Source organism: Paenibacillus sp. 2KB_22 (genome assembly GCF_052115745.1).
GTDB lineage: Bacteria > Bacillota > Bacilli > Paenibacillales > Paenibacillaceae > Paenibacillus.
Genome location: NZ_JBFRHG010000001.1, coordinates 2,187,634 through 2,203,201, shown reverse-complemented (window position 1 = coordinate 2,203,201; position 15,568 = coordinate 2,187,634). Strand labels below are relative to the sequence as shown.

General features: G+C 45.3%; 12 protein-coding genes. 9 read left to right on the top strand and 3 right to left on the bottom strand.

Annotated features, from left to right (window positions below):
- Nucleotides 1-57: 57 nt before the first annotated feature.
- Both AB4111_RS09755 and AB4111_RS09750 read right to left on the bottom strand, forming a co-directional pair.
- On the bottom strand, nt 58-1,485 hold the full coding sequence (locus AB4111_RS09755) for a VanZ family protein (protein WP_442031356.1): 1,428 nt from the start codon (nt 1,483-1,485) through the stop codon (nt 58-60).
- Nucleotides 1,486-1,660: 175 nt separating this feature from the next.
- Nucleotides 1,661-4,780, bottom strand: coding sequence for a glycoside hydrolase family 2 TIM barrel-domain containing protein (locus AB4111_RS09750; RefSeq protein WP_442031355.1), 3,120 nt, complete (start codon nt 4,778-4,780; stop codon nt 1,661-1,663).
- A gap of 105 nt (nt 4,781-4,885) precedes the next feature.
- Between AB4111_RS09750 and AB4111_RS09745 the strand changes: the two genes are divergently transcribed.
- Complete coding sequence (locus AB4111_RS09745; protein WP_442031354.1) at nt 4,886-5,740, top strand: AraC family transcriptional regulator; 855 nt, start codon at nt 4,886-4,888, stop codon at nt 5,738-5,740.
- Nucleotides 5,741-5,745: 5 nt separating this feature from the next.
- Here the strand turns inward: AB4111_RS09745 and AB4111_RS09740 are convergent, their stop codons facing one another.
- The gene (locus AB4111_RS09740) at nt 5,746-7,800 is read right to left on the bottom strand and encodes a helix-turn-helix domain-containing protein (RefSeq protein WP_442031353.1); all 2,055 of its coding nucleotides are present in this window, start codon (nt 7,798-7,800) and stop codon (nt 5,746-5,748) included.
- A gap of 305 nt (nt 7,801-8,105) precedes the next feature.
- On the opposite strand from AB4111_RS09740, the gene AB4111_RS09735 reads away from it, so the two are divergent.
- The 8 genes from AB4111_RS09735 (at nt 8,106) to rhaD (ending at nt 15,439) form a co-directional block, all read left to right on the top strand.
- Nucleotides 8,106-9,326: an amidohydrolase family protein gene (locus tag AB4111_RS09735; protein WP_442031352.1), complete on the top strand. Its 1,221-nt coding sequence runs from the start codon at nt 8,106-8,108 to the stop codon at nt 9,324-9,326.
- Between the two features lie 62 nt (nt 9,327-9,388).
- On the top strand, nt 9,389-10,555 hold the full coding sequence (locus tag AB4111_RS09730; RefSeq protein ID WP_442031351.1) for a hypothetical protein: 1,167 nt from the start codon (nt 9,389-9,391) through the stop codon (nt 10,553-10,555).
- 215 nt (nt 10,556-10,770) lie between these two features.
- Nucleotides 10,771-11,712, top strand: a complete 942-nt coding sequence (locus AB4111_RS09725; RefSeq protein ID WP_442031350.1) for a helix-turn-helix domain-containing protein — start codon at nt 10,771-10,773, stop codon at nt 11,710-11,712.
- Between the two features lie 27 nt (nt 11,713-11,739).
- A complete protein-coding gene (locus AB4111_RS09720) occupies nt 11,740-12,228 on the top strand; it encodes a DinB family protein (RefSeq protein ID WP_105597687.1) in 489 nt (162 codons plus the stop codon).
- 189 nt (nt 12,229-12,417) lie between these two features.
- Nucleotides 12,418-12,705, top strand: a complete 288-nt coding sequence (locus AB4111_RS09715; RefSeq protein ID WP_091015368.1) for a hypothetical protein — start codon at nt 12,418-12,420, stop codon at nt 12,703-12,705.
- Nucleotides 12,706-12,874: 169 nt separating this feature from the next.
- On the top strand, nt 12,875-13,567 hold the full coding sequence (locus tag AB4111_RS09710; protein WP_442031349.1) for a hypothetical protein: 693 nt from the start codon (nt 12,875-12,877) through the stop codon (nt 13,565-13,567).
- A gap of 119 nt (nt 13,568-13,686) precedes the next feature.
- Nucleotides 13,687-14,211, top strand: coding sequence for a GNAT family N-acetyltransferase (locus tag AB4111_RS09705; protein ID WP_442031348.1), 525 nt, complete (start codon nt 13,687-13,689; stop codon nt 14,209-14,211).
- Between the two features lie 382 nt (nt 14,212-14,593).
- The gene (rhaD, locus tag AB4111_RS09700; protein ID WP_442031347.1) at nt 14,594-15,439 is read left to right on the top strand and encodes a rhamnulose-1-phosphate aldolase; all 846 of its coding nucleotides are present in this window, start codon (nt 14,594-14,596) and stop codon (nt 15,437-15,439) included.
- Nucleotides 15,440-15,568: the final 129 nt, after the last annotated feature.

The window sequence follows — 15,568 nt, the reverse complement described above, 5'->3', positions numbered from 1 at the left end:
AATGTCTGTCAAGCATTTCAGGTTGGTATGCTTCATCAAGGCACGTAGAAGCTGAAATCAATTCATTACTGCTGGGATCAAAGCATCCCAATTCTCTCCATTGATCTCTCCTTCGAATCGATAAACTGGCTGATAATAACCTTTTGAATCATAGGTGTAAGTTAGTTCATACTTGTTCACATTTAGTTTGTCCCCTTTTTTTAAGTTGTTATAGATCAAAAAGTTTCCCTTGGGAATTTCTTCGTATGCCTCAGCTGGACTGATAATATCAATCACTCGCACATAAATATTTTTATTCAGAGAGTAAAATAAATCCTGAGGAATCATAGGTTCTGCTGATGGGACAATCATAACTATTCCGGTATCATAATCGCGGTCACCCTTAGCGATATCTGTAACTGTTTTTTCGATATCCCATCGAACCGTGTCTCCATTTTGCGAGCTGAATATCGCATTCTTAGGCAATAAGTCATTCTGAATCAACCAACTGCCATACTCTTGTCCTTGTTTAATTAAGTCTTCCGGCTCTACAGGAGTGCTTGCTTTGATATTAGATGACAGCCACCATGTGCCGCTACTGACGTCATAATTAAATGTATATTCTGTTCCCGCATCGTCAAGAAGACTCCAAATCCGGTTGTATCCATCAATAGATATGCTGCCTTTCTGATGTAATTCAAAATAATCCTTCATTAGAGAGGAAACTCGTTTGGCATATTCCAGGTTGTGAATTTCACTACTGCGATAAAGAGACACTTTCTCGGCCTCATCCGGTAATCTTGTGTTAAGCGTTACTTCGACTTGATTCATATTTTGAGAAATAGCTGGACGTATGGAGAGATTACCAAGTTCTTTGTTGTGATAAATGATAAAAGCACTAGAAATAAGCATCGTAAAAGCTAGTGGTATGCAGAGGGCCTTCAATAGTGACCTTAAGGTGATCTTTCTTTGCTCAACACTGTCGAGGATCGCTCTCATCAACAAATATCCTGCCATACTACCTAGTGTATTATGGAGAATATCATCAAGTTCAAATATTCCCCTGCCGGTGACCATTTGAAAAATTTCGATACCCAACGTTACCAACAGCGATATGAGTAGCACGGGCTTAACGTGACGCGTTTTCATTCCGATATGCGGAAGTATGAAACCGAGTGGTGCGAACATCAACATGTTAAAAATAATGAGCTGGAATTCGCTCAACGACCATTGATTCCATGCATTGATATAGCCACTGAATAGCTCTAAATTGACCCAACCCTCATAATTAGCCCCTCTGCTAAATGTGGTTAAAGTCATGACAATGACAAACCAACCCAAGAGCAAAAATGACGCTATAAATTGCCTGCGGGTTATGTTTCTTTTACCCCCTCTTTTTTTGTATGCAATATATACTGAATAAGTAATACCGATTACAACAACTCCCGCACCCAATGCAATAGCTAAGATAGGCAATATTCTGTCTATAATTTGTATTAGATCCATTTGTAACCCCTCCATTTATTTTATGTTCATTGTCAGCATCTTGTTTATTTAAAGTATATTCAATGTTGGTTGTAACTCCTATGTATCTACCTTTCACGAATCTTTCAAAAATGTAAGGGTGTATGAATACAAAAAAAAGCACTGCCGGCATACTGCCAGCAGTGCTTTCTTGATGTTATACAGGTCTTACCGTAAATGTGAAGTGATACGCTCGGTTGGCCGGCAAGGTGTATTCAGCATGGGTACGTGCGCCCCAACTGTCATCTCCACCGACACCCATTTGTTTGTAATTGATGCGTGCCACAGTCTGCGTGCTCTGAGGCAATTTATACACATGGTCATTGGCTTCCAGTTCCTCAGGTGTCCACGGCAACGCATTAATTTCATATGGGATGGTGGCTTCAATATGCAGACCACGTTGACCATCCGCTGACGTAATTTCAGCAAAGCGTACATCGGTTTTGTTGCCACACTCTTGTGGTTTCAGATAAGGAACGAATTGATCTCGAACCGCACCTGTGTAATAGCCGAGACGTGCACTGGTCAGACGGTCTGCATAGTTGTCATGCGGCCCTCTGCCGTACCAAGAGATTGTATCCAGGCTGTTACTCAGTTGCATCAGCATACCGAATTCCGGAAGATCAGGTAGGCCTTCGCCTGGAATAAGCGTTTGACTGATTTCCAATACGCCATCCGGGTTAATTCGGTACGTAATAGACAGCGTACATCCCGGATGTTGATCCCACGTATAATCGTTCGTTACGAGAATGCCTTGCTCGTCTGAATGGTGCTCGAAGCGAATTAATCTGTTGGTAGCGTGAGCATCTCTCCAGAAGGCAGAACGCATATTCAGCTTGTTCCCCATATCGTTGTCTGTCATGGCTCGCCAGAAATTCGGGCGGACAGGTGCCAGCAATTGCTCCTGATTATTGATCTGATAAGACGTCAACGCGCCAGTAGCCGGGTTGAAACTCAACGTGACTTGGCCTGTAGTCACTTTCAATTCATCTTGTAGATCCTGTACCAACGGCGCATTGCCTTGTCCTTGGTGTATCGGTTGGATTGGACGCAATCGCGGAGATACCACGAACTGATCCCAGGCAATCTCATGACCTACTCCTGCCCATTTGGTTGCGACTTTCGTAACCAGAGATACAGTCAATACCGCTTCCTCGAACAGATCGGATGATGGTGTGTAAGGGATGCGGACTTCAGCCGTTTCCCCTGGAGGTACCGCGATGTCCAACTTGCCATTCTCTACGGATACACCATCGTGCGTTACTGTCCATAGAAGCGAATATTCGCTCAGATCCGTGAACAGGAACTGGTTTCGGATACGCAGCAGGCCGCCTTTGACATCAATAGCTTCCATCCGAACGTTCTGATAACATTTCTTCACTTCTTCCAGCTTCGGTGTAACCGTCTTATCGGCCAGAATGAGTCCGTTTCCGCAGAAATTGCCATCATGAGGGGATTCACCGAAATCACCGCCATACGCGAAATATTCTACACCGTCTGCCGTCGTGGTACGAATGGATTGATCGACCCAGTCCCAGATGAATGCACCTTGCAACACATCATATTTATCGAACAGATCCCAATACAGATGCAGTCCGCCGCAGGAGTTACCCATGGCATGGCTGTATTCACAGATAATATAAGGTTTCTTCGGTCCTTGCATGCGAGCATAATTCTCCACATCCTTAGGACTGATATACATCGTCGATTCAATGTCGCTTGCCGAATCGGAAGGTCGATAATGGAAAGTCCCTTCATAATGAACGAGACGGGTCGGATCGACTTGTTTCAGATAATCGTACATGGCGATGAAGTTATCGCCACCGAAGGACTCATTACCCAGAGACCAGATAATAACGGACGGATGGTTCTTGTCCCGCTGGAACATCGAATTACAGCGATCGATAACGTTGTTACGCCATTCCGGTTTGCTCGCAGGAATATTGTTCTCATTCATTTCCTTTTGCCCATAGTACCAAGTGCCGTGAGTCTCCAGATTCGTTTCGTCAATGACATAGAGGCCATATTCATCACACAGTTCGTACCAGAGTGACTGATTCGGATAATGGGATGTGCGCACAGCGTTAACGTTATAGGACTTCATCAGTTCGATGTCACGGATCATGTCTTCCCGACCAATGGCTCGACCGGTATCCGGGGAAAATTCATGACGATTGACGCCTTTGAACACAATGCGTTTGCCGTTGATTTGCATCAGGCCGTCCTTCAGTTCAAACTTGCGGAATCCGATCCGGCTGCGAACAGCCTCCAGTATTTCGCCCGATTCATTCTGAATGGACAGCACAAGTGTATATAGATGAGGGGTCTCGGCGCTCCATAGAAGCGGCTTCATAACCTCTGTTGACAACTGGAATGAAAGTTCATCCTCGCCCTGGAAAGTGACCGCTGCAGTAAGTGGTTGCTTCAATACAGTCTGCTGTTGTGCATCATAGAGCTGTGCCTGAACGGACAATCCGGCAGTAGTCTGCACCGCATTATGATTAAATAATTTCACATCCAGCAGTAGCTCCGCATCCTGATAGGCATCATCCAGTTCAGTGCGAACAAAGAAATCGGCGATCTGAACCGGTGAAGGTGAGTGCAGGTACACACCACGGAAGATGCCGCTTAGCCGCCAGAAATCCTGATTCTCCAGCCAGCTCGCATCACACCAGCGATATACCTCCACAGCCAGCTTGTTTTCACCTTCCGTCAGATATGGAGTGATATCGAATTCTGCGGGTGTGAACGTGTCTTCGCTATAACCGACGAGCTCCCCATTGACCCATACATAAAAGGCAGATTCAACGCCCTCAAAGTGCAGCAGGACAGGCCGGTCTTTCCAGTCCGCAGGAACCGTAAACGTACGGATGTACGAACCCACCGGATTATAACTCGTTGGTGCAAAGGGTGGCTTCAATTCAGGCTCGCGCTCGACCCACGGATACGTCATATTCGTATATTGGGGATAATCGTAACCTTGTAGCTGCCAGTTGGAAGGAACGGAGATCTCGTCCCAGTCACTTGCATCATAGTTGTTCTCATAAAAGGAAGAGATCCGTTGCTCCGGTGTCTCTGCAAAGGCAAACTTCCACTGACCATTCAGTGATGCATACCATGGCGATGCGCTGGATTCATTGGATAACGCTTCTGCTACAGATGGAAACGCTACCATAGACGCATGTGCGGGTAGACGGCCTACTTGAAAAGTCTCGGGATTGTTGTTCCATTCCGGGTATCCATTTGCCGGAGGGGTGTATACCAGTTTGTTTCGCATAACAGCAACTCCTTCTGAAATGTTATAATATTGTCATTATAGAATTGAATGATGACTTAGAGAATAAAGAATATTGCCCATATATATCACAATATGAAACTAACGATGAAGAAAGTGGTGTACTGGATGGATACCCGGATTTTTTTTGGTAAAACAGAAGAAGCTGCTCGCCTGCCGATCTATATGACCACGGTTGGTTACTGGGAACACCAATATGAAACCGAGCGTCCAGAGGGATTCCCGGATTATCAGATCCATCAGATTATTCATGGGCAGGGGAGACTGATTATACAAGAAGACGAGTATATCGTCGGACCGGGTGACGTTTTCTTTTTGTATCCTGATGTCCCGCATCGATATATGCCCATCAGTGATCGTTGGGAGCTGGCTTGGGTGTCGTTCCAGGGGAGAGAGGCCAGCCAGTTATTATCTTATGCGGGAATAACCGGTTCACGCGTGTGCAGACTCAGAACAGCCACGCTGTTATGTGGCCTGGAGCAACTTCTGGTTAGAGGAGAGAATGGGGATACGACGGATTACACAGATTACGATGTGGAATGCTCCAAACAATTATATGCCCTGCTACTGGATCTGAAGCCACTGCTCATCGCCTCCGCCAATTATAATGATGAACTGGAGCGTTTGAAGCCTGTGCTGCGTTATATTGCAGAGCATCTGGATCGTTCGCTTTCGCTGAAGGAACTGGCCGATGTGGCTGTAGTATCTCCCCAATATTTGTGCAGGCTGTTTCAGAAGGCGCTCCATATCAGACCTGTATTTTATGTGAACCAGGAACGGATCAATCGGAGCAAACAACTTATGTTCAGTGAGAGAGAGCTCCGAATATATGAAGTTGCTGATCGAGTGGGTTACGAGAACGCCAGTTATTTCTGTGCGATGTTCAAGAGACATACAGGCATGAGTCCGGAACGTTTTCGCAAATTGCACGGACTGAATTGATGAAGTTACAATTTTAATGCTCCGTTTGCGGTAGGAGCAAAAGAGTACACTTCACTTAAATGACATGCCAGATACACCTTCATCCAACCCTCGGAATCGTTCAGATCAACACCTAGAATCTCCTCTATTTTTCGCAGGCGCAGATACAGCGTATTGGTATGAATATGCAGACGTTCTGCTGTGGCTTGCACAGATCGATTCGCCGCAATATAGGTTTTGAGTGTGAGTTCAAGCTCTCCTGATTTTTGCTGTTGAAGAGGGGACAGAATTTCATGAATGTAGTTCTCAATATCGGACGGTTCCTGATTCAGAAACAGCCGATTGATCCCGATTTCTTCATAGAGCATCAGGCCAGCTTTGTTTTGTTTAAGCAAAAAGGACAATGAGCGTGTAGCCTCATCATTGCTTTTGGACACATACTCAAGCCCTTGATAAAGTCCGCCGATACCGATGGATAGAGCAGGAGTCTTGGAGGTGGTCCATTTATCCACAGCTGTTTCCAGCCTGCTGATGATCCAGTGTCTGACCTTGGGCTCGGATGCAGCAGCCAAGATCGTAATTTTGTGATGTGCACTGAACAACAGATGTTCACGGGTGCCTAGTTCCTTTTCGATAAATCCAATCAACTTGCGCACCCAATTTTCAGTTGTTTTCATATCGGGATGTTCCCCATAGAGCTGCAATTGAGTGACGAACAAGGATTGGTGTGCTGGCAACTGGAAGCTGGAAAGTCTGGCTTCCAACTGCTGGGGTTCTCTATATTGCACCAGATCGCTGAAGAAATCATGGTTTTTTCGATAGGACATTTCGGTGAGGGAGTAGGTGTTCATCATCTCCAGCATGACAATAGCTCCGCCTTGTTCCAAAATCACATGATCCAACTGACCTAACGGATGATCTAATTGGATGGCAAAACAGCCAAGCATCAGAGATCCATTTACAATCGGATACAGGTAATAATCGTTATGATCCGCTCCACTGGATAAGGTGATGGGGTTAAACTGACTGTCTAGAGCGGTATAGATATCGAGCTCACTTAGCAAGACACTTTCGGGGATGAGTGGATACCAGTCATTTCTCGCCATGTCCACATAATAGGTGGGAAGCTTCAGCATCGATCCAACCGTCTCAATGATATGTCCAAGGCTCACATGTTCAATGGAAAGGGCCGTGAATTGATTATGAATTTCGTTGCGGCTAACGAGATATCGGTTCGTTTCCAGCAGTTCTGAATACATGGTGGCATTGGAGATGGCAATGGCTGCCTGATCCGCAAATCCCTGCATCACATTCAGATCATGTGGTGCAAATCGTCTGTTTTGTTCAAATTGGTATACCAGCATTACCCCGATTTTATGGGTGTTCATCGTCACGGGAACGACGATAAGCCCTTTCGCCATAATACCGTCAGGCAGTGAACGTACAATGATATCCGCATTCTCCTGACTAACATTGCCCATATCCTTAAAGGCATCATCCGGTGTGCTATACATTCGGCCAATGCCTTCCTCGTATACTTTTCCCGTAATTCCCTCATTCAGCTCGCCCTGATATTGATACACACTATCCTGAAAACCGACCTTGGCTCTAGGAATCATCTTGCCAGAGTCCGGATCAACCATCATGAACAGTCCGCAGGAAAGAGAGGGGATGACATGCAGTGCATTTTCCATGATTTTGAATAACAAGTCATTCAACTCCAGGGAACAGGTCAGCTCCCGCAGTCCGGTCAACCATCGATCATTGTGCGCACGTTCCATCTCAATCTGCTGCTTCAGCAGTCCTTCCCGAATCAAGGACTCCAGACGTTCACTTTGTAGCAGGGTAAGTTGCTTCTGGGTATCGATAACCACACGAATGTTAATATTGGACAAAAAATCAAACGTATACCTGAGAATCTTCCAGGATGACTCGATCTGTTCTTGATCTGTATATTCAGGTACCTCTCCTTCACGCAACCAGTTATTCCATTGGAAATCGTATTCGTCCTTCATCCAGATTCCGTACGAAGCAGATCCAAAGACCTGAACCATAAATGAGCGAACCGCTTCATGAATCATAGCAAACGTACTCCTTTCGTATTCACATGGCAAAATGCTTACATATATAACATGACCTTCACTATGCTGTGTAATTTATATTCGATATTGTGCATATCACCATAATAAATATCAAAATGCTGTTGTTATCAACAATGACATTATACATTTGCAACTTATATAATGTCATTAACTTTAACACAATACAATTTCATCGTAGTACAGCAATAGAGCTGTAAATCGAACAGGTAAGGATCATCGGAGTGAGAGTGTAAATATTCTTTAGTTGAACTGACAACCAAGTCTGAAAATGAGGTGGAGTACAGATGAGTCAAATTACTGCTTTTGTAGGTGCATTGTTGATTGATGGACAAGGTGGAGAGCCTGTTTTCGATAGTGTGGTCCTGGTTGAGAATGGGAAATTCATAGCTGCGGGTGCGAAGGCAACTGTTCTAATTCCGGAAAATGCCAAGCTTGTTGATGTATCGGGTAAAACGGTAATCCCCGGTTTAATCGATGCCCATGTCCATGTGCACGGGGCCAAAAATCTGAATATGGCTGCGGTGGCGTTGGAAGCTAATGAACTTCAAATGGGGAGAGCACTTCAGGATCTGCCGAAGCTGATCAACGCGGGCTTTACAACCGTCAGGGATGTGGGCAGCCATGTTGCTGTATACATTCGTGATCTGATCAAGGAAGGTGTGGTGAAGGGGCCGCGGATTAAAACATCCCGTCATATGCTCTCTCAGACGGGTGGACATGCAGATATTCATATGATTCCAACGGAACTGAATATGTTCACGGTGTGTGACGGCGTTCCGGAAGTGATTAAGGCGACACGTACGCAGTTCCGTGAGGGGGCGGATTTCATTAAAGTGTGTTCCACAGGCGGGGTGCTTTCGGAGAAAGATGACCCTCGCTGGTCGCAATTCCGCTTGGATGAGCTGAAGGCAATCGTGTATGAAGCGGAAGCGGTACAGTCATATGTGGCTGCACATGCGCAAGGTACACAGGGGATCAAAAATGCGCTGGAAGCGGGCGTACGCACTATTGAACACGGGATCTACATCGATGAAGAAGGTATTGGCATGATGCTGGATCAAAAGGCGGTTCTGGTTCCAACGTTGGCCATTGTACATCGGATCATCAAAGAAGGGCATAAATACGGTGTTCCCGAATTTGGCATTCGTAAAGCCAAAAGTGTATATCAGGAGCACATTGAGAACATGATTATCGCGCGTAAGGCAGGCGTAACCATTGCGGTAGGGACAGATTTTTGCACGTGTGCACCTGTTGAGCATGGCGGGAATGCACTCGAACTGCGATTGCTTGTGGAAGATGTTGGATTTACGCCGATGGAAGCGATTGTGGCTGCAACAAGGGATGCGGCAAGGGCCATGCAGATGGAAGCGGAGATCGGTACGATTGAACCCGGCAAAGCTGCTGATCTGCTTGTATTAAATGTGAATCCGTTGATGGATATTGGACTGCTCGAAAACACAGAGAATATCGAACAGGTCTATTTATCAGGTGAACGCTTGAAATAAGAAAGAGAAAGATGGTTCTGCGTGTACTGCACTGACAACATAGAGAATGGGGAGAAGCCACCATGTTTAGTCAACCGATATATATCGCCACGGTATTACTTGTTATTTTAGCTATAGGGGAACTGGTTTCGATCTGGTCCAAAGCACGAATTCCTTCCTTGCTTGTGATTCTGATCGGATATTTGCTGCTCAACTGGGCGGGGGCATTTCCCAAAGGTGTGGTCTCCAGCTCTGCTCTGACTGCGTTCGGGGCTCTCATGGTGGCTCCGCTGATTGTACACATGGGCACATTAATACCGCTGAAATTAATACGTTCCCAATATAAAGCCATACTGATCTCATTGTTCGCATCACTCACGGCGACCGGTCTTATCCTGTTAATCGTATCACCGTTCTACGGTTATCCTACGGCTGTTGCCGGATCAAGTCCGGTTGTCGGTGGCATTATCTCATATCTAATCACAACGACGAAGTTGCAAGAGATGAATCTGGGTCATCTGATTACAATTCCGGCTGTTATTCTGGGTATTCATTCTCTCGTGGGGATGCCGATTGCAACCAACATGTTACGCAGATATGCGCTGAAACTACAGAAACAGGGCGCTTTTGAGCACAAGGTTGCAGGGGAATCCAATGTGAACATTAAAGAAGCGAATGCCAAAACATTCCTTCCACAACGTTTCCAAACCGCACCTATTCTGCTGTTGCTTTTGTTCATTATGGGCAGTCTCTCCATTTATCTAGGAAATGTAACCGGACTTAGCTATAGTATCTGGGCACTGTTGCTTGGGGTTCTGGGACATCTGATCGGAGTATTCCCATCTCGTGTGCTGGATAAAGCAAGTACATCGGGGATTGCGATGACAGGTCTGATCGTAGTCGTTATGACAAGTATGGAGTCAATTACTTTCGATGCGGTGGTTAGTTCCATTATTCCGGTGTTGTTCATTATCGCGATCGGAGTGGTTGGGGTGCTAATCGGTGGATTTGTCGGTTCCAAGCTGTTCAAATGGGACCCGCTCAAAGGACTGCCTGTGGCACTGACCGCACTATTCGGTTTTCCGGGGGACTATATTATCTGTGAGGAAGTAAGTCGTTCGGTTGGACGTGATGAAAGTGAACGCAAAGCCATCCTCGATGAGATTTTAACGCCAATGCTGGTGGGTGGGTTCACAACGGTCACAACGGCGTCCGTGTTGATTGCGTCGATATTAATCAAGACACTTTAGAAAAATTGATGTTCTTTTCATCCCAATTTCAGTTTCTATTAAGGTTACGAAGGTAAGATAAGTCTTGTAAACCCCTTCTCGTGTTAAATAGATGTGTGACTGGCCCTATCGGATTGTCCTCCGGTAGGGCACTTTTTTTCTTCATTTGTTCGGTTGATGGTATGATAGATAAATACATAATGTGTAACCAACTCTAGTGATCGGAGGATTGCGTAGTGGATCACAGCTTGCACCCGTTGTTTAAGCCGATTCAGATGAATGGAACGTATTCTAACAGTTATTATGTTGAGAAAATACCCGCTCCCGGCTTAATGGCGTATGTGGCCTGTTATTGGGAATCGGGATCTCTTCCATACACACATGAGCAGGGGGTTATGGGAGAAGATCAAGAGCCATCAGTGATGACAGTACCTGCTCGGGTATTGCCGGATGGTTGTACGGATATGCTGATTACATACGACCCCGTCTGTTCCGTGCATACCTATGCTTACTGTGGCAATTATACACAGCCGTTCATTGTACCTGAGCAATCCGATGATGGTCCTCCTGCTGGAGATTACACCTTTGGTGTCCGGTTCTTTCCAGGTGGGGCGCATGTCTTCCATGGCATGCCTCTGGAATGGTTTACGGATAAGCGAATTGCCCTTCAGGAATGTTGGCCGGAGGGGAAGGGGCTGAACGAGCTTCAGGAGCGGATGGCTGGAACGAATCGTTTTGCAGAACGGGTAGAGGTCATGAACGCATATTTGAATCCGTTATCCGTGCAGACAACCACATCTGAGAACAATTTGATGAAAAACGTGCTGCACCGGATTTTTATAGATGGGGGACGTATGAGTGTTCAAGAGCTGGCGATGCGTGAAGTGATCAGTGAACGGCAGTTGCATCGCAAGTTCTCGGAATGGGTCGGAATCAGCCCGAAGCGATTCAGTGAGGTGGTTCGTTTTCATCGTGTGCTGAGGGATATTCATCAGGGGAACACGGCAGACTGGGCAATGCTGGCCCAGAATCATGGTTTTTTTGACCAAGCCCATCTGATTCGGCAATTTCGCAAGTTTTATGGAGAGACTCCGTTGACGGCAGCCAGAGAGCACGGCAGGATGTTGTCCGATTTGTACAATAGATCTGTAGCACCTTCGGTTATACTGAAGTCGTGAGAATAAAAGATAAGGGAGACATCATATATGAATGGAACATTGCAGATTCGGGATCACTTGTTAAATGAGTTGGAAACAGGAGTAAGGACGGGAGCTTCGTTAATTCGCTTGATCCGTTCGGAGGATTGGTCGTATCGTCCACAGGAGAATATGCGTTCACTGGTAGAGCTTGTACATCATTTTATCCAGATCACCGCATCGGACCTTGCCATCATGCAAGAACAAGGTGAAGCTGAGGTTGGGCTAGTGGAGAACAGTCTGTCCGGGAACCAGGATATTGAGAAGCTGGAAGCAACATTGTGGAGTAATTTCGAATCCTACAAAGCCTATATCACGGGATTAAGTGAAGAAGATTATTTGAACCGCTCTACCAAAGCTTTCTATATGGAACACGGTCATTTGCAGGCGCAATGGCAGATTGAAACGTTGACACATGTGTTCCATCACCGTTCGCAGCTCTATAACTATCTCAAGCAGCAGGGTCATGAATTAAATTTCTACATGCTGTATGCGTAGTTAGACTTGTACTATTAAAGTAAGCTGAGTTGGCTCCACCGGATGGTCCGGTGGGGCTTTTTTTGCGTACATTCGTCTATCAATCTATGAAGTCTATTAAAATTGGACATTATGACGCTGGTAATTCACCGTTGCTTTAATAGATTTCAAGCATAGAATACCGTATCAAAGCAAAAGGAGGTGATTTCAATGGCCATCCTTTTACCACAACAGTTTTATAATTTGGCAGCAGGTGTGGGCAAATCCTACTATGAGAATTTGGCTGGGGGCACTAATGCCAGTATCACGGTTAACAACTTTGGTCCGTTTGCAGTTGAGTTGGTTGTTACTCGCGTGAATGCACCTGTCATCACGTATTTAATTCCTGCCGGCAACAGCCTTACACTGTCTGTACACTTGCTGCTCGTAGCTGCCTTATTGACTAGTGCAGCTGGTGCTTCAACAGGTACGATTCAAGTGGCAACATCTGATTTCTAATTGTTGTTGCGGGTCTAATTGACCTCTGTCGGACATCTTGTCGACGGGGGTCTTCTTTTTTATGTGGAACCTTCTGGATTGAAAGTGATATTATACTAGAGTCTTATTATTTGATTAATAGGTTGTTATAAGAATGAATTTCTTATACAGCGAGAGAAGGGGAGATTTGATGTTTAGAAAGTTGTTCATCTGCATTTTGGGGGCAACCTTAGGATTGTCTGTAATCTTGTCACCACATGTTGCTCAGGCGACGACTGAGATGACCACCCTAGAGTATGGCAATGGGGCTACATATTATGGAGAGACCAAAAATGGAAAACCTCACGGAAGTGGAACCATGACCTGGGGAAAAACCAAAACCTATAAAGGAGGCTGGGCCCAAGGGGAACGTTCAGGACATGGCGTATATAAAGTGATAACACGCGCTGAGGACAGAATTATAGAGTCCAAGTATGACGGGAACTGGAAGAACGACAAGAAAGATGGTCAAGGTAAACTTGAGATTAACGAAATAGCTTTGACTGGAGAAATGCTGGAATCACGAATCCAAACAGGAACATTTGCCAAAGATCAGTGGATTGCAGGTTATGATGTACGAAATGGAGAATATGATCCGCCATATTCTTTTGTTTACAAAGATTCGAAATTGAGTCTTAAAATCTTGGGAGATGCCGGAAATATTTTGAATGGATTGAAGAATAACTACTTCTTCTCGTTTACATATCAAAAGGGAAAAGTATATAAAAGTGTTGGTGTTGGAGATGAGTATAATCCTAAGCAATTTAGTTCTTTTATTAAAAGCATAGAAAAAGAGATCAAGCCTCACATTAATCAATTTGAGAAATTGGCTAAGCAATTATAAGGGTTAGTACAAGGAAATAACATGTACAGATTATAAATGTTGTTTACCCTGACGCTCATTCGATTAATTTAAAGTATAGGCGGCACGCAGACTGGTGTTGGCATACAGGAGGTTAGTGGATGATGAACAGAACAATCTTATTTGAAACGGAACGACTGGTATGTGCGACGTGGAATGTAGGAGATCGTGCGTTGGCATTTGCGTTGTGGGGTGATCATGAGGTTGCCAAATGGATTAGCAGCAATGGATTACTGAGCGAGGAAGAAGTGGAGGCGCGATTAACACAGGAGATTCAAAGGCAGAAGGAAGCGGGGGTGCAATATTGGCCGCTCTTTGAGAAAGAATCGGAGGTGTTTGTCGGTTGCTGTGGCCTGCGTCCGTATTCTCCAGAAGAGGATATCTATGAACTGGGATTTCATCTAACCCGGGATCACTGGGGCAAAGGGTATGCCCAGGAAGCAGCGCGGGCGGTAATTGATTATGCCTTTGACGAAATGAACGTGAAGGCACTGTTTGCCGGGCATCATCCGGATAATGACGTGTCACGTCACATCTTGATCAAGCTGGGATTCGAGTACACAGGTGATGAACGCTATGAACCGACAGGAAAGATGCATCCTTCGTATATGCTCCAAAGTTCTTAAATCTCTTTCCAGTATGGACAAGCCTCAGCGTATCACGCTTAACGTGAATTCGATCTAAAGAGGTACGCGGTCCATACTGGCTCAGCTTGCTTTTCATGCTTTTTTTATTTCGCTTTCAGCTTCTATTAAGGTAGCGGAGGTATGATAATTCTTGTAAACCCCTTCTCGTGTTAAATAGATGTGTGACTGACCCCGCCGGGCGCCGGTGGGGTATTTTTTTGTTTTATTTTCAAATAAACAAAACTAAACAAAAATAAATAAAAGAATATTTCTGTGTTTATTATTGACTATCAAAGATAAACAAAGGTATAATAAATGTGAAAAAAGGAACTTACTATGTACGTGGCAAGCTTATGATTTTTAATATAAGGAGAGATTGATCATGAACGTGACCCTTACGAATGACACAACACAGGCTGCAGGTTTCGATATTCCATTTGTTCGAGAGATGGCCGAGATTACACAGCATATGTGGAAAAATGGCTGGGATGAGCGCAATGGTGGTAATGTCAGCTATCTGCTGGAGGAAGAGGAAGTAGCCCAATATATCGATATCCATCATGTGATCCGCAAGATCAAACCGGCATTCTCGGTGCAGGAGCTGGCAGGCAAGTATTTTATCGTGACCGCATCGGGCAAATATTTCAAAAATGTACTCGCTGATCCCGAGAGCAATCTGGGGTTGCTGCGTGTATCGCAAGATGGGCAGGAGCTGGAATTGCTCTGGGGATTGAAGTCGGGCGCGAATCCAACCAGTGAATTACCTACACATTTCATGAGCCATATTGAACGTCTGAAATTGGACCCGAACCATCGGGTTGTCATGCACAACCATGCCACTCATGTATTGGCCATGACGTTTATCCACGAATTGGATGAGGCGAAATTCACAAAGACCCTCTGGCAGATGTGCACGGAGTGTGTAGTTGTATTCCCGGATGGCATTGGCATTATTCCATGGATGATTCCTGGATCGAACGAGATTGGCCGCGAAACGGCTGAGAAAATGAAAGAATACCACGCGGTCATCTGGCCGCAACATGGCATCTTTGGAACGGGTACAACGATTGACGAGGCTTTTGGTCTGATTGAGACTATTGAGAAGGCAGCCCAGGTATATATGCTGGTTGCTGGTCACGAGATCCGGCAGAGAATTACAGATGAGCAGCTGACTACCCTGGCGCAAGCGTTTGGTGTCACCCCTCGTCCTGGTATTCTCGGCAGTTAAAATAGTCAACGCATAGATCAAGGAAGTGGTCTTTGGTTCATTGAACCGAAGGCCATTTCCTTTTTTTTGACGAGCAAACGTCGTTTTGGTTCAAAAAAGTTCAAATTGCTGAACAAGAATGGCTTTGTT